This is a genomic window from Candidatus Baltobacteraceae bacterium (genome assembly GCA_036559195.1).
Classification (GTDB): domain Bacteria; phylum Vulcanimicrobiota; class Vulcanimicrobiia; order Vulcanimicrobiales; family Vulcanimicrobiaceae; genus JALYTZ01.
The window spans coordinates 13,427-34,680 of record DATBTN010000039.1; the positions used below are offsets into that span (position 1 = coordinate 13,427).

19 protein-coding genes and 1 pseudogene are annotated in these 21,254 nt (G+C 63.6%); 14 read left to right on the forward strand and 6 right to left on the reverse strand.

Going from position 1 to position 21,254, the window contains the following annotated elements; genetic code table 11:
- Window positions 1–51: 51 nt before the first annotated feature.
- The 6 genes from flhA to VIG32_04540 all read left to right on the forward strand — a co-directional run bounded on the left by flhA (window position 52) and on the right by VIG32_04540 (window position 6,447).
- On the forward strand, window positions 52–2,193 hold the full coding sequence (flhA, locus tag VIG32_04515; GenBank protein ID HEY8297270.1) for a flagellar biosynthesis protein FlhA: 2,142 nt from the start codon (window positions 52–54) through the stop codon (window positions 2,191–2,193).
- A complete protein-coding gene (locus VIG32_04520; GenBank protein HEY8297271.1) occupies window positions 2,190–2,873 on the forward strand; it encodes a PilZ domain-containing protein in 684 nt (227 codons plus the stop codon). Before flhA ends, VIG32_04520 begins: the two co-directional genes overlap by 4 nt.
- A 111-nt stretch (window positions 2,874–2,984) precedes the next feature.
- Window positions 2,985–3,347: a response regulator gene (locus VIG32_04525; protein ID HEY8297272.1), complete on the forward strand. Its 363-nt coding sequence runs from the start codon at window positions 2,985–2,987 to the stop codon at window positions 3,345–3,347.
- Complete coding sequence (locus VIG32_04530) at window positions 3,344–3,955, forward strand: chemotaxis protein CheC (protein ID HEY8297273.1); 612 nt, start codon at window positions 3,344–3,346, stop codon at window positions 3,953–3,955. The genes VIG32_04525 and VIG32_04530 overlap by 4 nt, the downstream gene beginning before the upstream one ends.
- 27 nt (window positions 3,956–3,982) lie before the next feature.
- Window positions 3,983–5,896: a chemotaxis protein CheA gene (locus tag VIG32_04535; GenBank protein HEY8297274.1), complete on the forward strand. Its 1,914-nt coding sequence runs from the start codon at window positions 3,983–3,985 to the stop codon at window positions 5,894–5,896.
- Between the two features lie 92 nt (window positions 5,897–5,988).
- Entirely contained in the window at window positions 5,989–6,447 is a 459-nt protein-coding gene (locus VIG32_04540; protein ID HEY8297275.1) for a chemotaxis protein CheW, read from the forward strand.
- Here the strand turns inward: VIG32_04540 and VIG32_04545 are convergent.
- Both VIG32_04545 and VIG32_04550 read right to left on the reverse strand, forming a co-directional pair.
- On the reverse strand, window positions 6,425–6,895 hold the full coding sequence (locus VIG32_04545; protein HEY8297276.1) for a GNAT family N-acetyltransferase: 471 nt from the start codon (window positions 6,893–6,895) through the stop codon (window positions 6,425–6,427). The genes VIG32_04540 and VIG32_04545 overlap by 23 nt on opposite strands.
- 2 nt (window positions 6,896–6,897) lie before the next feature.
- The gene (locus tag VIG32_04550; protein ID HEY8297277.1) at window positions 6,898–7,512 is read right to left on the reverse strand and encodes a hypothetical protein; all 615 of its coding nucleotides are present in this window, start codon (window positions 7,510–7,512) and stop codon (window positions 6,898–6,900) included.
- A gap of 121 nt (window positions 7,513–7,633) precedes the next feature.
- On the opposite strand from VIG32_04550, the gene VIG32_04555 reads away from it, so the two are divergent.
- The 5 genes from VIG32_04555 to VIG32_04575 all read left to right on the forward strand — a co-directional run bounded on the left by VIG32_04555 (window position 7,634) and on the right by VIG32_04575 (window position 13,842).
- Complete coding sequence (locus VIG32_04555) at window positions 7,634–8,020, forward strand: BlaI/MecI/CopY family transcriptional regulator (protein HEY8297278.1); 387 nt, start codon at window positions 7,634–7,636, stop codon at window positions 8,018–8,020.
- Window positions 8,017–10,014, forward strand: coding sequence for a pentapeptide repeat-containing protein (locus VIG32_04560; GenBank protein ID HEY8297279.1), 1,998 nt, complete (start codon window positions 8,017–8,019; stop codon window positions 10,012–10,014). Before VIG32_04555 ends, VIG32_04560 begins: the two co-directional genes overlap by 4 nt.
- A gap of 86 nt (window positions 10,015–10,100) precedes the next feature.
- The gene (locus VIG32_04565; protein ID HEY8297280.1) at window positions 10,101–10,829 is read left to right on the forward strand and encodes a pentapeptide repeat-containing protein; all 729 of its coding nucleotides are present in this window, start codon (window positions 10,101–10,103) and stop codon (window positions 10,827–10,829) included.
- Between the two features lie 2 nt (window positions 10,830–10,831).
- Window positions 10,832–12,946 carry a hypothetical protein gene (locus VIG32_04570; protein HEY8297281.1) on the forward strand — a complete coding sequence of 705 codons (2,115 nt, stop codon included), beginning with the start codon at window positions 10,832–10,834 and terminating at the stop codon, window positions 12,944–12,946.
- Window positions 12,947–12,993: 47 nt separating this feature from the next.
- Window positions 12,994–13,842: a hypothetical protein gene (locus VIG32_04575; protein HEY8297282.1), complete on the forward strand. Its 849-nt coding sequence runs from the start codon at window positions 12,994–12,996 to the stop codon at window positions 13,840–13,842.
- On the opposite strand, the gene VIG32_04580 is transcribed toward VIG32_04575, so the two are convergent.
- From VIG32_04580 to VIG32_04595, 4 genes and pseudogenes are all read right to left on the reverse strand, one after another.
- Window positions 13,797–15,410, reverse strand: coding sequence for a hydantoinase B/oxoprolinase family protein (locus VIG32_04580; protein ID HEY8297283.1), 1,614 nt, complete (start codon window positions 15,408–15,410; stop codon window positions 13,797–13,799). The two genes, VIG32_04575 and VIG32_04580, sit on opposite strands and share 46 nt — an antisense overlap.
- Window positions 15,407–15,955 (reverse strand): annotated as a pseudogene (locus VIG32_04585) (CHAD domain-containing protein). Before VIG32_04585 ends, VIG32_04580 begins: the two are co-directional and overlap by 4 nt.
- Complete coding sequence (locus VIG32_04590) at window positions 15,844–16,173, reverse strand: CHAD domain-containing protein (GenBank protein HEY8297284.1); 330 nt, start codon at window positions 16,171–16,173, stop codon at window positions 15,844–15,846. Before VIG32_04590 ends, VIG32_04585 begins: the two are co-directional and overlap by 112 nt.
- Window positions 16,174–16,235: 62 nt before the next feature.
- Window positions 16,236–18,311, reverse strand: coding sequence for a hydantoinase/oxoprolinase family protein (locus VIG32_04595; GenBank protein HEY8297285.1), 2,076 nt, complete (start codon window positions 18,309–18,311; stop codon window positions 16,236–16,238).
- Between the two features lie 145 nt (window positions 18,312–18,456).
- Between VIG32_04595 and VIG32_04600 the strand changes: the two genes are divergently transcribed.
- Genes VIG32_04600 through VIG32_04610 form a run of 3 tightly spaced genes read left to right on the forward strand, consistent with a single transcriptional unit; the run spans window position 18,457 to window position 21,124 of the window.
- The gene (locus tag VIG32_04600) at window positions 18,457–19,203 is read left to right on the forward strand and encodes a hypothetical protein (protein HEY8297286.1); all 747 of its coding nucleotides are present in this window, start codon (window positions 18,457–18,459) and stop codon (window positions 19,201–19,203) included.
- Between the two features lie 12 nt (window positions 19,204–19,215).
- Window positions 19,216–20,652 (forward strand): DNA polymerase Y family protein, encoded by a 1,437-nt coding sequence (locus tag VIG32_04605; GenBank protein HEY8297287.1) that lies wholly within the window; start codon window positions 19,216–19,218, stop codon window positions 20,650–20,652.
- Window positions 20,645–21,124: a GIY-YIG nuclease family protein gene (locus VIG32_04610; GenBank protein HEY8297288.1), complete on the forward strand. Its 480-nt coding sequence runs from the start codon at window positions 20,645–20,647 to the stop codon at window positions 21,122–21,124. The genes VIG32_04605 and VIG32_04610 overlap by 8 nt, the downstream gene beginning before the upstream one ends.
- Window positions 21,125–21,254: the final 130 nt, after the last annotated feature.

Consider the following 21,254-nt stretch of genomic DNA (forward strand, 5'->3'; position numbering starts at 1 on the left):
CGTCCTTCGACAAGCTCTCGTCCTTCGACAAGCTCAGGATGACAGAGAGTCGTGGCTAGTACGCAGGTTCCGGCTCCCTCATCGGGGGGAATCGTCACACGTATTGGAGCGAGTGCACCCATCTGGGTGGCCGGCGCTTCGGTGATGCTCGTCATCTTGATGATCGTGCCGATCCCGCCCGAGTTGCTGGATCTGTTTCTTTCTCTCAATATTATGATCGCGTTGCTGATCATCGGCACGAGCTTGTACGCGGAGAACGCGCTGCAGTTTAGCGTGTTTCCGACCTTGCTGTTGATCGTCACGCTTTTCCGGCTTTCGCTCAACGTCACCGCGACGCGCGCGATCCTCCTCCATGGCTATGCGGGCCAGGTGATCGAGTTCTTCGGCAATATCGTTGTCGGCGGCAACTATGCCGTGGGCTTCGTGATCTTCTTGATTCTCATCGTCATTCAGTTCGTCGTCATCACCAACGGCGCCGGACGCGTCGCCGAAGTCGCCGCGCGCTTCACGCTCGATGCCATGCCGGGCAAACAGCTCGCGATCGACGCGGACCTTAACGCCGGGCTCATCACGGAGTCGGACGCACGCCAACGCCGCAAGGATATCCAGCGTTCGGCCGATTTCTACGGCGCGATGGACGGCGCGAGCAAGTTCGTGCGCGGCGATGCGATCGCGGCGCTCATCATCGTCGCGATCAACACGGTCGGCGGCTTCATCGTCGGCATCTTTCAGCAGCACATGGGAATCATCCAGGCGCTGCAGCATTTCACGCTGCTCACCGTGGGTGAGGGCATCGTCACGCAAGTCCCGGCATTGCTGATCTCGACGGCGACCGGCATCATCGTCACGCGCGCCGCATCCGAATCGAACTTCGGTTCGGATTTAACCAAACAGCTGGCCGCGCAGCCGACCGCGATCCTGATCGCGGCCATCATGACCGGGATCTTCGGTTTGGCGGGTTTGGCGCGCTGGTTTATGCTCCCTATCTCGCTCTTGCTCTTCGTGTTTTGGCTGCGCCGCCGCCGGATGACGGCGGCCGCCGGCCCGGGCGGCGTGCTGCCCAGCGCAGCGCAGGCAGCGGCCGTGGCCGGCGGCTCGAGCACGCCGATCGCCAAGGGTGCGGAGAGCGTCATACCGCTGCTTTCCTACGATCCGATGGAGCTAGAGATCGGCTTCGGGCTCATTCCGCTCGTCGACGTCGGACAGGGCGGCGATTTGCTCGAACGCATCACGCTCATTCGCCGTCACGCCGCGCGCGATCTCGGCATCGTCGTGCCCCCGATTCGCGTGCGCGACAACCTGCAGCTCAAACCCAGCAGCTACGTCGTAAAGATCTACGGTCTCGAGGTCGCCTCGGCGGAAGTGATGGTGAGCCGATTGCTCGCGATGAACCCGGGAACGGCGACCGCGCCGATCGACGGGATCGCGACGACCGAGCCGGCGTTCAATCTGCCGGCGCTCTGGGTTCCCGAATCCTCGCGAGCGGAGGCGGAGATGGCGGGCTACACGGTGATCGATCCGACCAGCGTTATCGCAACGCACCTGACCGAGATCATCAAGAACCACTCGCCCGATTTGCTCGGCCGCCAAGAAACCTCGGCGCTGCTCGACAACGTCAAGACGCACTACCCCGTCGTCGTCGAAGAACTCGTGCCGAATCTGTTGACCGTCGGCGAAATCCAACGCGTCATGCAGAACTTGCTGCGCGAGCGCATCCCCGTACGCAATCTCTTATTGATTCTCGAGACGCTCGCCGACGCCGCACGCGTCAGCAAAGACGTCGATTTTCTCACCGAGAAAGTTCGCGGCGCGATGGCGCGCCACATCTGCGCCGAGTATGCCGAGGACGGCCTGCTCTCCGTCATCACCGTCGATCCGCGCCTGGAATCGCTGCTGGGCGAAGCCGTGCGCCGCGGCGAAGATGCCTACGCGCTGCTCGATCCGAATACGGTTGCGAAGATCTATTCGTCGCTGACCAAGCAAATGGCCACGGCGCAGGGAGCGGGCTTGCATCCGATCGTTTTGGCTTCGCCGTCGGTGCGCTTGGCACTCAAACGCCTGACGGAACGGGCCGCCCCGCAACTGGTCGTGCTCTCCTATTCGGAGATCGCGCCGGGCTTACGCGTCGAATCGATCGGGCAGATCTCGACGACCGATGAGGCGAACGAACCGATGGGGAGCGCGGCACCGTGATATTTAAGTTGTTTGGCGGCGCGAATGCGAAGAAGAAGAAGAAACTCGATGCGCAGCAGCTTCCCGCGATACACGCGTTCGTCGACGTTACCGTGATGGGGCGTTCGATGAAATCGGTCTCGATCGAGGATATCGGCGAGAAAGAGATCGTGACCGGCGAGGCTCTCGGACGAGCGGGCGAGACCGCCGCGTTCATCTATCAAAACGAGCACGGCCGCTTTCGCTTTTCGACCCGGGTGGTCGGATTCGGCGGGGGGCGAACCCGGTTCGAACTACCCACCTTCATCGAACCGTTGGGCGGCGGCACGGAAGACGGTCAAAAGCGCGCCAGCCTCCGCCTCGACACGCTCGTCCCCGGCTTCTGGCGATTCGCCCCCAGCTGCCAGGGCGTGGGCGAGTTCATGAAGGGTAGCGTCCGGGATATCAGCCGGGGCGGCTGCTCCCTCATTACCGATCGCCGGTTCAAGATCGGGCAGATGCTCGAGCTTAAACTCCAGCTGCGTGCCGATTTCGCACCGCTGCAGGTCTTCGGCGAAGTCGTCCGGGTCGAGCAGATCCCAACCTCGGGGAAATTCTCTCACGGCTTGCGCCTGCATGGCACGCGCGAGGACGAAGAGCGCGCGATCCTGGAGTTCATCCACCGGCGGCAAGCCGACCTTCGCAACCGGGGCCTCGCCTAGCGAAGCGCCCCGGATGGCCTTAAAGTACTAGTGGGATTCTACCGATGAAGTTCAAGGAGAGCACGCGCTCGTTATAGCGATGTGCGTGCCCCATTTTCAAAGGAGCAGCCAGTGAGCAAGAGGGTCCTCATCGTCGACGACGCGGTCGTCATGCGGATGATGATTAAGGGCATTCTGAGCAAGAACGGATTCGACGTCGTTGGCGAAGCCCAAAATGGCCTCGAGGCGGTCGACAAGTATAAGGCTCTGACGCCCGATCTCGTGACCATGGACATGGTCATGCCGGAGATGGACGGCATCAGTGCCGTTCGTCAAATCATCAGCCACGATCCCGAAGCCAAGATCATTATGTGCACGTCCATGGGGCAGCAGGCGCTGGTCGTCGAGGCCATCCAGGCCGGTGCGAAATCGTTCATTACCAAGCCCTTCCAACCGCCGAAGATCCTCGAAACCATCAATAAGGTGCTCACGTGAGTACCGAGACGATGAAACTGAGCGATCTCCAAAAGGACGCGCTCAAAGAGGTCGGAAACATCGGCGCCGGACATGCCGCGACGGCGCTCTCTCAATTGCTCAATACGAAGATTAACCTGAGCGAACCGCGCATCGACGTCGTCAAATTTCGCGACTTGGCATCGCGCGTCGGGCACGAAAACCGCACGGTCGCCGCGCTGCACATGTACGTCCGCGGCGAAACGCCGGGTCAGATGGTCGTGCTTTTCGATCGCGATCAGGCGCTCGATTTCGTCGGCACCTTTCTCAAACGCGTGATCGGCGACATTCAGATTTTCGATTCGATCGCGGATTCGACGCTCAAGGAGATCGGCAACATCATCGCCGGTTCGTATCTGACGGCCATCATCAACCTGACCGGTCATAGCGTTCTGCCCTCGGTTCCGACGCTCTCCTACGGCACGATTCAAGCGGCCTTCCGGACGTTGATGTCGATATTGCCCGATCAAGATGTGTTCTTGATCGAGAGCGCGTTTCTCGATAAGGAGAAGGTGGTCGCGGGCCAGTTTATCCTCATCCCCGAAACCGGATCGCTCGGACCGCTCCTCTCCGTCTTCGGCGTGGAGTAGGACCGCACCGAAAATGTTTCGGGCGCGATGAGTGAAGATGTTTTCGATCGTTCGGAGTTCGTTGCGTATTTTCGCGACGAAACCGAAGAGTTATTGCAACAGATCGATGCCGATCTGTTGCAACTCGAAGACCTCGTCGCATCCGGACACCCCGATCCGGAAATCGTAAACTCGCTCTTCCGGGCGCTTCACACGATAAAAGGCAGCGCCGGCATGCTGCAGTTCGGTGAAGTGCAAAACCTCGCGCACAAACTCGAAAACCTCTGCGATCTGCTCCGCAAAGACCGCATGCCTCTCTCCGAGGGATGCGTCGACATCCTGTTCTCGGGGCGCGATTTCCTCACCGATCTGGTCGAGGGAGCGATCGGCGATGCGGTCGTTCCGGAGGGACTCGGCGACTACGTGGCGCGACTCGATCAATTCGTCTCCGTCTACGAGGAGACGTCGCAGATGATCGACGGGATCGCCGGCGCCGAACCGCCGTTCGAGGAAGTTTCGGAACGGGCCGTGCAATCCGCGAGTGCCGGCGACGCGGAAGCTTTCGAGGCCGAGATCGAGCGTCTGCTCGAAGAGGCGCAGCGCGCGAAACCCGGCCCCGCTGCCGTAGCGGAGATCGTCGTAGCGGAGGTCGTCGTCGCCGAGCCCGCCTCGCTGCCGCGAGCGGCCGAGAAGCGCGAAAAGCGCACGGGTTCGCATCAGACGATCCGGGTCGATATCGAGCGGTTGGACATGCTGCTCAATCTGGTCGGCGAACTCGTGATCAATCGCACGCGCATATCCGATATCGCCAATACGCTCGATCGCACGTTATCGGATAAGAACGGCGCGCGCCTCAACGGCGACGCGCAAGCGATCGCGCCGCTAGCCAAGGATCTTGCCGAGAGTTCGGCCCTCTTGGCGCGTACGACCAACGAAATCCAAGAATCGATCATGAAGGTCCGCATGGTGCCGATCGGGCAGGTCTTCGATCGTTTTCCGCGCCTGGTTCGCGACGTGGCCAAGGCGCGCGGCAAAGAAGTGCAATTGCGCATCTCCGGCGCGGAGACGGATCTGGACAAGACGATCGTCGACGAAGTCGGCGAGCCGCTCATGCATCTCTTGCGCAACTGCGTCGACCACGGCATCGAAACGCCGGAGGTTCGCGAGAAGAACGGCAAGCCGCGCGCCGGCACCCTCTCGCTCAACGCGTACCACGAGGGCAATCAAATCATCATCGAGGTCGCCGACGACGGCGCCGGGATCAATCTCGAGGCGGTGCGCGCGCGCGGTATCAAGCAAGGGTTGATCGCCGCCGACGACCGGCTGACCGATCGCGAGATCATCGAGTTGATCTTTACTCCGGGGTTCTCGACCGCGGAGGTTATCTCCGACGTTAGCGGGCGCGGCGTTGGAATGGACGTCGTGAAGAAGAATATCTCGCGCCTCAAAGGCGTCTTCGACGTCAATAGCGAGACCGGCGGCGGAACGAAGTTTACGATCAAACTGCCGCTCACGCTGGCAATTATCCAAGCGCTGCTCGTGCGCGTGACCGACGAACTCTACGCCATCCCGCTCGACTCGGTCATCGAGTCGCAGCGCGTCGAGATGCGCGACGTTCGCACGGTCCACGGCAGCGAAGTGATCACCTTGCGCGGTCAGGTCGTGCCGCTCTTGCGGGTCGCCGACTTCTTCGAACTCGCCGGCGCGCGCGACCCGGACAAGGTCATGATCGTGATCGTCGGTTTGCAGGGCCGTCAGGTAGGGCTGGTCGTCGATTCGTTTCAGGGCGAGCAAGAGATCGTCATCAAACCGCTCTCGGACGTCGTCGGACGTATCGCCGGCATCTCGGGAGCGACCATCCTCGGGAACGGCTCCATCTCGCTGATCATCGACGTTCACTCGCTCGTATCCGAAGCTTACGCCAGCGGCCGCGTTGCGCGCGCCGAATACTCGGGGGTCTAACCATGTCAACGATGTCTTTCGCATCAACGGGCTCCGCTCACACCCGATCCAGGTCGCAGGACCACGAGAACGTACAGCTCTCGGGCGAACGCGTGCAAGTCGTCTCGTTTCATCTCGGCAGCGAAGAGTACGGCGTGGATATCTCGCAGGTGCAGGAGATCATCCGGATGGTCGAGATCACGCACGTTCCGCGAGCGCCGCGGTTCATGGAAGGCGTCATCAACCTGCGCGGACAGCTGATTCCGATCATCGATCTGCGCACGCGATTCGGCATGTCGCGGGCGGAGCACTCGAAGAGCACGCGCATCGTCGTGACCGAGATCGGCAACAAGCGCGTCGGCATCGTGGTCGACTCGGTCTCCGAAGTATTGAACATTCCGATCGAGCACGTTGAGGATGCGCCGGATATGATCGCCGGCGTCGGTACCGAGTACATTCAGGGCGTCGGTAAAGTGGGCGATCGTCTGATCATTTTGCTCGACCTTACGATGGTCATGAGCGGCGAGGAAAAGCAGCAGCTCGAGAACGTTACGTCGGAGATCGCAGGCTAAGCTTCATCCCTTCGTGGGTAGCGGCAAGGCCGAGGCGTTCGTAGAAGCGGCGAGCCTCCGGACGCGCTTTATCCGTGGTGAGTTGCACGATGCTGCAGCCGCGCGTTCGAGCCGCATCGATAGCGAAGGCCATCAGCCGCTCTCCGAGCCCGGCCCCCCTAGAGGCCGACGCGACGCGCACCGACTCGATTTGAGCCCGCCAGGCACCCCGACGGCTCAACCCGGGTATGAAGCTCAGCTGCAGGCACCCGACGACGAGGCCGTCTTGCTCGCAGACGATCAGCTGCTGATTCGGATCCGACTCCAGCGCGGCGAACGCGGTTACGTAGCATCGCGGGACCGGATCTTCGGCTAGTTCGCGCGTCGCGCCGAGCCGATCGTCGGCCAGCAACTCCACGATTCGCTGTAGGTCGGCGCGCGTCGCACGACGGAATGCAATCTCGGACACGATTAATACCAGCTGTCTGCGAGTTGGGTCAACTCGTAGAGCGCCTTGTCGAACTCGGAGGACGTCGCGGCTGCGCCGTTAGCGATCGCGGCTTGGAGTGCCGCGGCGAGGGCGGTTTCGAAGGCCGCGCGCCGGCCCCGCTTCGCGACGATCAAGGCGTCGATTGCAGAGCGCTCGAGACCCTTGATGGCGCTTTCGTTGACGTCGCCCCGGAGCTTGTCTACTTGCGAACGCGCCCCGTCGGCGATCGTCGCGACGCGCGTGCCGTCGGCGTGCGAAACCCCGTGCGCGAACGGTGCGTTCGGGCTGAGCGGATCGAACGAGCCGTACGAGCGGCCGTAGCGCCGGTAGAGTTCGCCGAGTTCGCGTCGCGTACGTTCGCGAATTTCGTGGACGCGCTCGCGAAATGTGGCCATGGCGGCCAGCAGCGAGCCGGCGGATTGCGGCGGCAGCACCTCCCCTATCGTGCGACGGTACTCGCGATCGGCTTCGTCGAGCGCGCCGATCGCGGGAACGAACGACTCGCGAAACGCCGTCTCGCGCTCCTCGAGATGAAGGCGGGATGCGGCGGCGGCGGCGAGCGCGAGTGCCAGCGGAGGGGTGGCTCGATCGATCATTGGGGCCCTGTTCGCCACGATCCGGTAGGAGTAATTTACTATTAAAGAATTAATTGACATTTCCAACGAAAGTCGATATATTCTACTAACGAATTAATACTTCGATCCCTGGAGGCCCGTTTTGGCACGTAAGAAGTCCGCGATCCTCACCGAAGGAGAGCTTCGGCTTATGGAGATCCTGTGGCAAAAAGGCAAGGCGACCGTAGCGGACGTTACGAGTGCGCTCCCGCCGCCGCCGATCGCTTATAGTACGGTGCTTACGACGATGCGCATACTCGAACAAAAAGGCTACGTCTCGCACGAAGAGGACGGACGCGCCTACTTGTACCGTCCGCTCGTCGCGCGGGACGAGGCGGCAAAGTCGGCGATCGGTCAACTCGTCGATCGTTTTTTTAAGGATAATTCCGGCGAACTCGCGTTGCGTTTGGTCGCGCAAGAGCGGCCCTCCGATGAAGAACTGCGCCGGCTTAAGGCCCTCATCGAACGGTACGAGGAAAACGGCAAATGAACGCGATCATAGCGATGCTCGAACCGATCGCTCGTGCGGTCGTCGCAACCCTTTTTAACAGTTTGTGGGAGTCGACGCTGCTCGCGATCGCCGTCTGGGCCGTCCTGCGTTTCGTTCCCAATCTCAATGCCGCAACTCGCTATGCGGCGTGGTGCGTTGCCATCGCCGCGGCGATCGTGTTGCCGCTGGCGACGACTCTTCCACGCATCTCGCTCCAACACAATGTGGCGTACGAGCGCGTACGGCTGACCTCCGCTCACGCCGTACGACCCTCGGCCGCAACGCTGCGAACGACGCACGCTCGCGTCGCGTCGCCTGCAGTAGACTCGAAGGCGGCGCCGTCGCCGAGTGGGTTTCGCTTCCCCGATCGGCTGCGTGTCGCCGTCCCGAGTCTCGCGGCGCTGGTGATTTTTTCCGCTTGGCTGTTGGTGGCTCTTGCGATTCTCGGGCGCCTGCTCCTCAATCTCGTACGGCTGGAAAAGCTTAAACGCGATGCGTTGCCGTTACCGGTCGACTATCGCGAACACCTCAAGCAATGGGAAGGCGCCGCCAAGGGCGTCCGCGACGTTCGGCTTTGCGTCTCCGACAAGATCGAGGTGCCGATCGCCGTCGGTCTCTTCGATTCGATGGTGTTGATTCCGCAGCATCTCTTGGAGGCGCTCTCGCGCAGCGAAATCGATCAGATTACCCTGCACGAACTCGGACATCTCCGTCGCGGAGACGACTGGACCAACGCATTTCAACGAGTCGTGCAAGCGTTGTTTTTCTTCAACCCGGCGATCCTTTGGATCGCGCAGCAGCTCGATCTCGAACGCGAAGTAGCCTGCGACGATTGGGTTCTCACGACGACGCGCGAGGTGCGTCCGTATGCGTTCTGCCTCACCAAGATGGCGGAAGCCACCACGTGGCCGCACCGGCCGATGGCTGCGCCGGGCGTCTTCGTTACGCGCAAGAGCCTCTCGATTCGCGTCGAGCGATTGCTGCGCGGCGGCCGCAACGTGCGCACCTGCATCGATTTTGCACCCACGGGCTTGGTTGCGGCGGCGCTGATCGTGCTGTTCTTCGGACTGCAAACGGTGGCGCCATCGATCGCATTCACGCTCCCGCAGGAGAGCATTGCCGCGCCGCCCGTCGTCGCGCGGCCGGCGCCCGTAGCCACTCGAGTACGGCACGAAGTACGCATCGTAAAGGTGCAGACACGTACCGTTACGATTCCGGCACGACACATTCACCTGCCGGCGCGGGATATCCACGTTCACATTCCGCCGATACATATCGATTCACCCGAACAGCGCTTCGTCGTGCCCGACCGCGCCGCACTGCGGGCGCAGATCCAAGATTCGATGCGGCTGCCGATGCTCAAGATGCAAGGCGTCTTCGGGCATATGCCGCGTCTCACGGGCGCCGGCTGCACCGGCTGCGATATGAGCGGCGCCAATCTGGCCGGTCACAACTTTCGCAACAAAAATTATCTCGGGACGAATTTCAAACGAGCCAACCTGCAGAACGCGGATTTCCGCGGCGCATCGCTCACCGGGGTGGACTTCAGCGACGCCAATCTGCGCGGTGCCGACCTGCGCGGCGCCACGATGGAAGGATGCAATCTGCGCGGCGCCGATCTTACCGGTGCGAATTTGGAGGGAACGCAGATGACCGGCTGCGATATCGACATTTCGCGGCTGGTGCCGGCGCAGTCTCGCGCCGTGTTGCGCGGGTGCATGGGATGCGATTTCAAAAATGCCGACCTCCGCGGGCAAGACCTGCGTAACGTTTCGCTCGAGGGCGACGATCTTCAAGACGCCGACCTTCGAGGCGCCGATCTCTCGGGAGCGCAGTTTACGGGTGTCGATCTGCACGGAGCGCGGCTCGACGGCGCTCGTCTGAGCGGTACGACGTTTACGGGCTGCGATTTTTCCGGCGTCGATCTGCACAACGTCGATCTCTCGCATACCCGCATCGTAGGCAGCAAACTTCGAGACTTGGGAACGCCCTAACTTCAAGCCGCGTGCGCCTCATAAAATGCCGGCCCGTGGGATCGGGCTTCCTTCTCTGCATGGTTCTATAAGGAGTGATTACCTCAATGCTCGCCCTTTTCCAACTCGCACTCGCGGGCGCCCTCGCGCTGGCACCGGCCCCGGGATTGCCGGCCGTCTGCATCGGATGCGATCTCGCTCGTACGGATCTTCACGGCCGCGACTTGCACGCCGTAAAGTGGGTCGGGACCGATCTGCGTTCTGCCGATCTGCGCGCGGCCAATCTGCGCGGCGCGCACCTAGCGGGCGTCGATTTTACCGGCGCCGATCTGCGCGGCGCCGATCTGCGCGACGCGAGCCTCGCCGGGGTGGATCTGCGCGACGCGAAGCTCGACGGCGCTCGGTTCGAGGGCGCACGACTCGCGGGCGTCGACTTGAGCCGCAGCACCTTCGCCGGGTTGCCCGACGCGCAGGTACGGGCGCTGCTCGGCCAATGCGCGGGCTGCGACGTCGAACATGTAGACCTCCACGGCCGGGACTTGCACGGTATCGCCGTCGTCGGATCGAGCTTTCGCGATTCCGATCTGCGTGGGGCCAACGTCTCGGGCGCGACGCTGTGCTCGCACTCCGAACACATCTCGCATAACGGTGACGTCGAGAATATCGGACGCATCGTTTGCGCCGACCTCGCGGGGGCCGACCTGCGCGGAACGGATCTGCGCGGGGTTCAACTCTGCGACGAGGTACGCGGCAATCGTCGCGACTGTCGGGCGGTCGACGCGGCTACATTGCGAACGGCCGCACACGCAAATCTCGATGGGGCGGTCGGACCGTAGCGATGCGTTGGATTCTCACGGCTCTGCTCGCAATCGTCACGACCGGGGCGGCGTCGGCCGCGGCCCTCGAATCCGCCACGCCGGCGGCGATCGCCGTTCCAAGGGTAGCGAGCGCGCCTCCCACGATCGCGGATATTTCCGATCCGGCTTGGCAAAAGGCGGCGCATGTAACGATGGATTGGGATCTGCTCGCACACGGACGCGCGCGGGAAGCTACCACGGCCTACGTTTGCAGCGACGGGACCTTTCTGTATGTCGCCTTCGATGCGCGCCAGAGCGAGAGCGTCGTCGCAACCCAGCACACGAATAACGCCGGTTACGGCGCCGACGACGACGTCCAAATCGTGCTCTGGCCCGGCGGCGCAAATGGATTTCAATACCAATTCGTCGCCAATCCAATCGGCACGCACTATCAGTTCTCGTCGGAGAACACGGCCTACGAGCCGAAATGGACCTCGGTTGCAAAAATCGTTCCCGGCGGGTACGTGGTCGTCATGCGAATTCCGATGGACGTGATGCGCGGAACGTCCGGGGCCGGAGTGTGGAAAGTTCAATTCGCGCGAGCGGTGGAGTCGACGGGCAACACGTTCGTGTACGCGTACGACACGAATGCCACGAGCCCGACCGACGTGCGCTACGCCGGTTCGCTGACCGGTTTGCGCACCGTTGCCGTACGCCCGCAATCGCGCGTTGCCGTCTACGGTTTGGGCACGATCGCAGGCTCCTCCATCGGAGGCTCGACCTCGCGTGCCGGTCTCGATCTCTCGATCCCGATAACGGCGACGTCCTCTTTTTACGCCACGATTCATCCGGACTATTCGAACGTGGAGCGCGACCAGCAATCGATCTCGCCCACGGCCTTCCGGCGTTCGTTTAGCGAAATACGCCCGTTCTTTACGCAAGGCCAATCGTCGTATAATAACTTCGATTGCGACGCCTGCAGCGGCTACACCACCACGCTGTATACGCCGGGCATTCCCACGCCTCGCGACGGATACGCGATAGAAGGCAAGCAGGGCGAATATGGATTCGGCGCCTTCGATGCCGTTGGAGTGGGACGCAGCGACTCCGCGCAGGCGTTGCGATACACGAACGGGGCGCATACCATCTTCGGCTCGGTTCAACGCATCGCCGTAAACATGCCGGGCTTCCACGACGACGCGCTCGAGGGTGGGCTCAGCGTTGGCGACGGCAAGCATCTCAGCGCCTATTTTAATTACGCAGTCGACTCGGGAACGAACGTCCTTCACCCGGAGCGCGCCAAATACTACGACGGCGGCGGAGGATGGGCTAACCAGACGACGGCCATCTTCGGCTCGTTGCGCAAAATCGGGTCCGAGTTTAACCCGTACGACGGATTCGTCTCGCACGGCGATATCGCGGGGTATGCGGCCTACTATAGTCACGCCGTCCTGTTTGCGCCGGGCCGGCCTTTGCGCAGCGTGACGTGGTCGGGTTTCGTGGACCGCTACCACGGCACCGGCGTCGGCCTCAACCAAACCGATCAGAACTACACCTTCGATCTGCTGACGCGGGGACTGATCGACGTCAGCTTGAGCGCCGGTTCGAGTTTCTTACGAATGAATAACGGCGTCTTTTCACCGGTTTCGCAGAACGGGGTCTCCGTGACGTTCGGCAGCGGCGCCTCCAATGCAAGCGTCAACAACGGCGCGCAGCACGGGCAAGGCGCGACGCCAACCACGGTCGCGTTCTATACGGGCCGATTCGGACCGGGGAGCCTGAACTCGTCATCGCTGGCTTCGACGATTCGCGCCGGAAAACGCGGACTTGTTAGCGGCGAGCTCGACGACAATCGGCAATTCCTCGATCGCGGCGGACGGTTCGAACAATGGCTGGAGCGCGTTGCCTATACGTATCAGGCCGGCCCCGACGAATCGTTCGCCCTCGGCGTTCGGCGCATCATCGGAACGCCGCCGGAGCTTGAGATCGACCAAGTACCGTCGTTTCAAAGCGGCTGGAACCTCTCGGCGGCGTTCCACCGAATCGTGGGTCCCAACGAACTCTACGCCGTCTACGGCGATGCGAGCGCGTTCGCAACGTCGCCGCAATTCATCGTCAAATGGATCCATTATTTCGGTGCGGGGAAGGGCACGTAGAGCAAGGCGAGCAGGCCAGCGTCCACGTTCGGAGTAAGGTGACCGGCATGCTCAGTGTCTACGTCGCCGCGCTCGTACTCGGCGCGCTCTCCCCTGCTGCGGCGGCGCCGCACCCGGCGCCCACCTCGACGCCGTTAAAAACTATCGCGCACACGATCTCGACGCCGTTCTGCAGCGCGTTTCGCCGGAATATCGCGCCCGCCATCGGGCACGTGCTCGATAACGATCGCATCATTGCCGCGAGTAAGCCGGCATTCGTGCAGTTTGCCAAAGATCACGCGGCCGCGCTGCACAACGGTTCCCAGGCCGCCGAAGACCTCGACGTCCTGCAGCTGGAGAATATGGTCGGACCGATGGTGCAGAACGTACAGCAGACCGAATCGCTGCTCGGCAGCAACGCCGCCTTTCCCGTCCGCCCGTTAACGAAGGACGACCGGCAAATCGTAACGCTGCGTTCGCAGCTGCTCGGCGTATTGCAAGAGCAAAAAGGCGTGCTCGATTTGATTTCGGGCTTGGTCGATACGCAGCAACTCGGAGAATTGCAGGCGGCCGGGCACGAGTACGACAAGGCGCTCAGCCCCGACGTACGCACGTCCAGTGGCGGCGCGAACTCGCACAACGCGCCGTCCGATTCGCCGACGACGGCGCCGGATTCGCTCGTCAACGCGGGCCTGCCGAGCAAGAACCCCGGCGGACTTCCCGACGTGAGTAAGCTCAACACCGACTCGGCGCTCGCCAACAATCCGATCTTCGCTTTTCCGCGTCAGGTCGGAACCTACCAGCAGCGCATCTCGGCCCGCGAGGACGTTACCGCGACCGGCGTTCGCAATGCGATTCCGCTCTGCGGCGGTCACAACGCGGGCGCGCCCGCGCCCTCACCGTCGCCGCAGCCGTAACCGCCGCCGCCCGGCGTTGCGATAACGAGCGTATCTCCCGGCACGAGATCGAGCGTCGTCTTTGCCGGCAGCACCGTCGTTCGCGCGTCGCGTACGAGTGCGTGCCGTCCGGTTGCGCCGGCGCCGCCGCCGCGGGCGCCCGACGGCGCGACGGCATGCCGTTCGGCGAGCAGCGACACCCGCGCGCTGCCGTCGGTGAGTTCGAGCGCCCGAATCAACCCGTCGCCGCCGCGAAATCGCCCCGCGCCGCCGGTACCGTCGGCGAATTCGTAGCGCGTGACGCGTAGCGGAAACTCCCGCTCGATCGCTTCGATCGGCGTGTTGAGCGTATTGGTCATGTGGCATTGTATGCCGGAGAGGCCGTCGCTCGTGGGGCGCGCGCCCATACCGCAGCCGTTGGTTTCGTAAAACGCCCAGCTTTCGCCCGAGGCCCGCACGCCGCCGATCATCACGTTGCTCATCGTACCGCCGCTCGGAGCCGGCACGCGATCGGGCGCGGCAAGCGCCAGCGCCGCGAGCACGACGTCGGCGTTGCGCGTGCTGGTCTCGACGTTGCCGCCGGAGACGGGCGCGGGGCGGCGCGGATTGAGCAGCGTACCGACGGGCACGTCCACGGTCACCGGACGAAAGCAGCCGTCGTTCATCGGAATACTCGGATCGGTGACCGCGCGCAGCGCGTAATAGACGCCCGAAAGGGTGACGCCGTAGACCGCGTTCATTGGAAAGGCGACCTGCTGCGCCGTTCCAGCATAATCGAAGTGCGCGCTGCCGTCGCGAAGCGTCAAACGCAGGGCGATGCGGATCGACGGCCGGCCCGCGCGATCCTCGAGGACGTCGCTGCTTTCGAAGACGCCGTCGCCGAGCGCGCGCAAGGCGTTGCGCATGCGGCGTTCGCTTTCGTTGAGGATCCGCTCCAGCGCCGCTTCGACGACGGGCTCGCCGTAGCGGGCGTAGAGTTCGAGGAGCCGCCGCTCGCCCGTGTGGTTGCCGGCGAGCTGCGCGCGGAGGTCGCCGCTGCGCGCGTGCGGCGTACGCGAGTTGGCTCGAAAAATGGCGATCGTTGAAGTCACGACGCGATCGTCGCGCACGAGGCGAATCGGCGGCACGATCAAGCCTTCGGCGAAGAGTTCGGGCGCATCGGCCGACATCGAACCGGGTACCATGCCGCCGACGTCGGTATGATGCGCTTTGTTGGCCGCATAGCCGACGAGCGTCGAGTTGAAATAGATCGGGCGAATGACGGTGACGTCGTTGAGATGGGTGCCCGAGAGATACGGATCGTTGACGACCCACATCTCGCCTTCGCGTACGCCGCCGTCCTGCGCCTCGATTGCATCGAGCGTCGCGCGCAATCCCCACGGCAGCGATCCCAGGTGCACCGGAATATGCTCGGCTTGTGCGATCAGCCGGCCGCGCCGATCGAAGAGCGCGCACGAATGGTCGAGCCGTTCCTTGATGTTCGCCGAATACGCGCTATTGCGAACCGCGATGCCCATCTCTTCGCTTGCGTAGATAAGCGAACTCTTGATCACTTCGCTCACGATCGGGTCGACGGCACCGACCTTCATGCGACGGGTTTTCCGAAGCCGGTAAAAGCGATCAGCCCGCTAAAGGGACCGGCTTCGACGAACGCGTCGATCCAGAGCGCGCGCGCTCGCAGCAGATGTTTCTCACGGTCGGCGGCGATTCGCGCCAGCAACGAGCCGCCGTCCGCGCGCGCGAGTTCGATCAGCAGCGCGCAATCGTGTACGTCGCCGAGGGCCCCGACCAACTGCGCGAGGCGCTCGGTCGCGGCGCCAAGTTCCGGCCGATTCCGGTGGCCGCTCTCGAGCAGATAGCGCAAGCGCTTTCCGGCCAACCGCAGCGCGTGCAGGCGAGCGTCGTCGTTCTGCGATGCGAGGTCGCGCGCGCTCTCGAGCATTTCGGCAAACCGCACGCCGAGCGAGCGCCGCAGGGCGTCGATGGCCGGGTCCGCCGGCTCGATCCGCAATTGACGCGGCGTCATTGCGAGACCCGTAAGAACGCATCGAGACGGTTCTCCGCTTTGCGTTTGCGGCGCGCGACGGCGCTGCGAAGGCGTTCGATCGCCTCGCGCTCTTCGAGCGTGGAGGCCGCCCGATAAGCGCGCAACCGCTGCAGATGCACGTCTGCATCGCGCACCTTTCCCAGCCATTTGCGCAAGGCTCGAACGCGCGGCGCGAGGGCGGGTTCCTCGTCCACGCAAGCCGGGAAGTCCTCCAAGATCGCGAGCAGCCGTGCCGCGGCCTTGCGGGCGCGGTGAACGCGTTTTGCCGACGGCTTCTTTTCGAAGCGTCGCAGCGCGCGCTCCATGTGCGCGCGCGCCCGCTCGCAGGCATCGACCGCCCAATCGCCGATCGTTCCGGCCGTCTCGTTCACAACGCACGCTCCAGGGTGAGAATATCCCCGTCCTGCGCGCGCCAACCCGGCGGGACGTAGGCGCAGGTGTCGTATTGCTCGACGAGCGCCGGCCCGTCGATCGCCGGCGGAAGATGCTCGCGCGTGTAGACCGGCGTCGGCCGAAAAGCGCCGTCGATAAACACGTCGCGCGTGGCCGGCGCGGGCGCGGGAGTTGCGGCGGCACGCGTTCGATCGGCGCGCGGAGCACGAGCCAGGTTGCCGATTGCCGTAAGCCGCGCGTTGACCAGCTCCACCGCTTCGTCGCGGACCGCGTATCCATACCGGCGTTCGTGCTTGCGGTGAAAGCTCTCGGCGATCGCATCGATCGAATCGCCGTGTTCGATATCGAGCTCGAAGCTCTGTCCGCGATAGCGCATGTCGTATTCGCGCACGAAACCGATGGCGGCGTCGTCGACACCCTGCTCGCGCAGCGCTTGGCGGCCTTCCTCTTCCAGACCGGCGAAGAGCGCTTGCAATTCGTCGCAATCGAACGCGGAGAGTTCGCGTAAGACCGGCCGCACGAAACTGGCGCGCATTTCGGCGACGAGCAACCCGTAGGCGGAGAAGACGCCGGGATGGCGCGGGACGAGCACGCGTGCGATGCCGAGCTCCTCCGCGAGCGCGCAGGCGTGCAGCGGACCGTTGCCGCCGAACGCGATCATGGCGAACTCGCGCGGATCGAGTCCCCGTTCGACCGTGACGATGCGCAGCACTTTGGCCATCTCGCTATCGACGAGCGTAAGAATGCCGCTCGCGGCCGCCTCCACCGAGAGCTGCAGCGCTTGCGCGAGCGTCGCAACCGCGTCGCGCGAACGGCGCGCGTCGATCGGAAACGTCCCGCCGACCAGGTGCGTTTGATTCAAACGCCCGAGCACGACGTTGGCATCGGTGACCGTCGCGCGATCGGAGCGTCCGTAACAGGCGGGACCGGGGTCGGCGCCGGCCGAGAGCGGCCCGACGCGTAGCGATCCGCCGTCGTCGATCCACGCGACCGTGCCGCCGCCCGCGCTAATCTCGGCGAGATCGACGAACGGAAAACGCACGGGATAGCCGCTGCCCTTGATCGAGCGTCCGGAGTGCGTGGAGCCCGCCGCCTCGAATTCGCCGACGACTTGCACCGCGCCGTCGGCGATCGTGCCGGCCTTTGCGGTTGTGCCGCCCATATCGAACGAGAGCACTTTCTCGAGGGCTAATTGACGCGCGGTTTCGGCCGCGGCGATGACGCCCGAGGCCGGCCCGCTCTCGATGATCGTTGCCGGCCGCGCCGCGGCGCGTTGCGCGGTCGCCATGCCGCCGTTGCTTTGCATGACGTAGAGCGGCGCGGTGATGCCGTCGTCGTGCAACGCCCGAACCAACCGCTCGATGTACCGGCGGACGATCGGCAAGAGCGCGGCGTTAACGACGGTCGTGGAGAAGCGCTCGTACTCGCGATACTCCGGATCGATCTCCGCGGAAGACGTAATCGGTATGCCGGGCAGCGCGCGAGCGATCGCTCGCGCGAGGCGCCGTTCGTGCGCGTCGTTTGCGTAAGCGTGGAGCAGCCCGATCGCGACGGCATCGACGTTACGAGCGCGCAGTTCGGCGATCGCGCGCTCGATCTCGGCATCTTCGAGCGCGACGAGCACGTTGCCGGAAAAGTCCATGCGCTCGCGCACGCCGATGCGATCCGCACGCGCGACCAGCGGCTTGGGGCGCGTCACGAACAGATTGTAGACTTCGCTGCGATTCTGCCGCCCGATCTCGATGACGTCGCGAAACCCCTCGGTGGTGACGAACGCCACCCGCGGCAACTCGAGATGCATCTGCCCGAGCAGCGCGTTGGTTGCGATCGTCGTCGAATGGGAGAGCCATTCGATATGCGGGGCCGTTGCATACCGTGCCCGCAGTTCGCGCATAGCTTCAAGCACGCCGCGCTCCGGTGCCTGAGGCGTGGAAGCAACTTTGAGCGCGACGATCTCGCCGCTAGCCGTATCGACGGCGACGAGGTCCGTAAACGTCCCCCCGACGTCGATCCCAACGCGAAGTCTCGTGGCCGTTGGCAAAATGGGCACCCCGCCCTCGATTCAACACGACTGGCGGAACGTCTCTTGGCAATGCAGGTGGAAATCGAAAGGCCGCTCTCGCGAGCGGCCCGGCCGGTTGACTTGACAGCAAGGAGATTGACATCGAACATATGTTCGATTAGGATGATCTCCCATGCTTGCGGCGATAGAACCCGATCCCCGGCGAACAGCCTTCCAGGCCCTTAAGGCCGGAATGGATTTGGGGAGCGCGCGCGCCATCGTTCAGCCTGGAGAACGCCTGCTTTCGACCGGCTTTCCGGAGCTGGACCGGGCCCTAGGCGGCGGTTTTCCACGCGGGGCGATCGGGACGCTCGAAGGGGGCCTCAGCTCCGGCCGCACGGCTATTGCCGCCGGCTTGTTGGCGGTCGCCACCAGCCGGGGATTGGCGGCGGTGGTCGACGATGGCTCGCTGTATCCGCCCACGCTGGCAGCGGCCGGAGTGCGGCTGGACCGGCTGCTGGTGGTGGCTGCTGCCACGACCCTGGGCATCGCCCGGGCGGCCGATATTCTCTTACGGTCGCGGGCCTTCGAAGTGATCGTCGCGCCGGGCGCCGCGCTCAAGGCAACGGTGTGGTCGCGGTTGGCGGGACTCGCGCAGAAAGCCGATGCGCTGTTGGTCACACTAGGGCCGGAGGCGCGTTCCGAACTTGGATACTTTGCGAGCGCTCGCGTGGGATGCGCGATCGAACGCGTGCTCTGGTGTAACGAATCGGGACCTTTCTGCGAACTCGCCGGCTACGATATCTCGGCGCGCGTACTTAAACATCGCCGTGCGGCACCCGGCGCGATCGCCCGCCTGCGCGTTCTCTCAAACGGAAGCGGCGCAGTCGTACGCGAGCGCCTCGTCGGGAACCGCCGGCTCACTGCTGTGGCCTATTAGGAACGTCTTTTTATGCTCTGCGTCTACGTTCCCAACTACGCACTCGCCGTTGCGCGCCGCGATCGCCCCGATCTCGGCGACGTTGCGGCACTGCTGGCCGATAAACCCGATCGCGGACGCGTTCTCGCGCTCGACGAACGCGCCGCGGCATGCGGGGCGCGCGTCGGACAGACGGTCGTGCAGGCGCGCGCCTCGGCTAACGACGCGTGCGTGCTGGTACACGATCCGATTCGCTCGCATCTGGTTTGGAGCGACATGCTCGACGCGCTCGATGCGGTTTCGCCGCTGGTCGACGACACGGCCGAAGGGCTCGCCTATCTCGAGATGCGCGGCATCGACGGCGCTCCATCCGATTGGATCGCGCGCGCGCATACGGTGCTGCGCGATTTCGATCTGCCGCTGCGCGTAGCGATCGCACCGAATAAGTTTCTCGCGCACGCGGCGGCCAGCGTGGCCGACGGATACGTTTGCGGGCGAGAAGACGTGCGCGCGCTGCTCGAGCCGCTGCCGGTCGAACTGCTCGATCTCGACCCGAAGACGATCGAACGCTTGGGGCTGCTGGGCGTGCGCGCGCTCGGCGACCTCGCGCGCCTACCGCATGGTCCGCTCGTCCGTCGCTTCGGAAAGAGCGCGGCCACGTGGCACGCGCGAGCCAACGGAAACGACCCGACGCCGCTCTTGCCGCGCGCGCACGAGATACAGATCGATGCAGCGATGTACGGCGAAGGCACGGCCGATCGCGAAGAACAGCTCTACTTTGCCTTGCGTATGTTGACCGACCGCGTCTGTTCGGATCTCGCGCGGATGGGTAAAGGTGCGGCGATGGTCCAGGTGAGTTTCGAATGTGAGAGCGGCGATAACCGCCGCATGGAGGTCGGGCTGGCTCAAGCGACGGCCGATTCGCGCATGATGCTCGATGTCGTACGCGCGAAACTCGAGGGGCAAGCGTTCGAGTCGCCGGTCGTGGGCTTGCGAGTAGCGGTCATGCGCTTGGAAGAGCTCGGCACCCCCGCCACGCTCTTCGCGCAACGCGAACCGGATCCGCAGGCGATCGCACTGGCGCTCGCACGTCTGGAGAACGCGCTCGGTGCGAGCGGAACGCGAATGCGCGCGCAAGCGGCCCACTGTTTCGAGCAGCGATTCACCGCCGAAGCCTTTGCCGTTGGTGCGGGTGAGGCGCCCACAACTGCGAATGCGGCGCATCCGGTGCCGCAGTTGCGGTTGCTCGCGGTGCGCGAGATCGACGTCGTCATACGGGCCAACGAGCCGGTGCTCGTTGGATCGCCCCCACGAGCCGTGACCGATTGTGCGGGGCCCTGGCGCATCGACGAAGGCTGGTTCGATGGCCCGGTCGTCCGCGACGAATACGACGTATTATTAGAAGACGGTCAACTGTATCGCATCTATCGCCAAGGCGAACGCTGGTATCTTCGAGGAGCCTATGATTGAAGCAGTAGCCGATACCGGTTGCCAACGGTTTCAGCGCGTCGCGTGGGATTGGCTGCAAAGCGGCGAGAGCACGCGAACCAATCATCTGCTCTCGCCGCTCGAAGAACTTTGCGGCTATAACTACGGCTTCGTCTATCTCATGCGGATCGACGACGCATCGGTAAAGATCGGCTTCTCCGAACACCCGCAACGCCGTTTGCGAGAACTCAAAGCGGAGTACGGCGAAGGTATCGGCCTGAAAGCCTGCTTCGTCGGCGAAGCGTCATCCGAGCGTTTCGCGCATCGGCGATTTGCGAGCCTGCGCATTCGCAACGAGTTGTTCTATCCGCATCCAACGATCGAGGCCTACTTCGCGAGTTCGCGCAAACAGATGCACGATGCGATCCGCCAACTGCACGTCTGCAGCGCGGAATGTCCGCAACTCAACCGCCGCCTCGACCTCCGCATGCTCGGCGCCTGGCTATCGCGCTAAAAACCGCCCCCCAGATGCTTCGACAGCTCATGCTTCGACAAGCTCAGCATGACAACACACGCCCCCTTCTTGTCATCCTGAGCTTGTCGAAGGACGAGCTTGTCGAAGGACGGCGCGTGGCAGACCAGTC

Bases quoted from the DNA above. Each gene is read 5' to 3' on its own strand.
- VIG32_04535 (HEY8297274.1), top strand. From the start codon at position 3,983: ATGAGTGAAGATGTTTTCGATCGTTCGGAGTTCGTTGCGTATTTTCGC.
- VIG32_04560 (HEY8297279.1), top strand. From the start codon at position 8,017: ATGAACGCGATCATAGCGATGCTCGAACCGATCGCTCGTGCGGTCGTC.
- VIG32_04605 (HEY8297287.1), top strand. From the start codon at position 19,216: ATGCTCTGCGTCTACGTTCCCAACTACGCACTCGCCGTTGCGCGCCGC.
- VIG32_04590 (HEY8297284.1), bottom strand. From the start codon at position 16,173: ATGGAGCGCGCGCTGCGACGCTTCGAAAAGAAGCCGTCGGCAAAACGC.
- VIG32_04565 (HEY8297280.1), top strand. From the start codon at position 10,101: ATGCTCGCCCTTTTCCAACTCGCACTCGCGGGCGCCCTCGCGCTGGCA.
- VIG32_04600 (HEY8297286.1), top strand. From the start codon at position 18,457: ATGCTTGCGGCGATAGAACCCGATCCCCGGCGAACAGCCTTCCAGGCC.
- VIG32_04550 (HEY8297277.1), bottom strand. From the start codon at position 7,512: ATGATCGATCGAGCCACCCCTCCGCTGGCACTCGCGCTCGCCGCCGCC.
- VIG32_04610 (HEY8297288.1), top strand. From the start codon at position 20,645: ATGATTGAAGCAGTAGCCGATACCGGTTGCCAACGGTTTCAGCGCGTC.
- VIG32_04570 (HEY8297281.1), top strand. From the start codon at position 10,832: ATGCGTTGGATTCTCACGGCTCTGCTCGCAATCGTCACGACCGGGGCG.
- VIG32_04580 (HEY8297283.1), bottom strand. From the start codon at position 15,410: ATGAAGGTCGGTGCCGTCGACCCGATCGTGAGCGAAGTGATCAAGAGT.
- VIG32_04575 (HEY8297282.1), top strand. From the start codon at position 12,994: ATGCTCAGTGTCTACGTCGCCGCGCTCGTACTCGGCGCGCTCTCCCCT.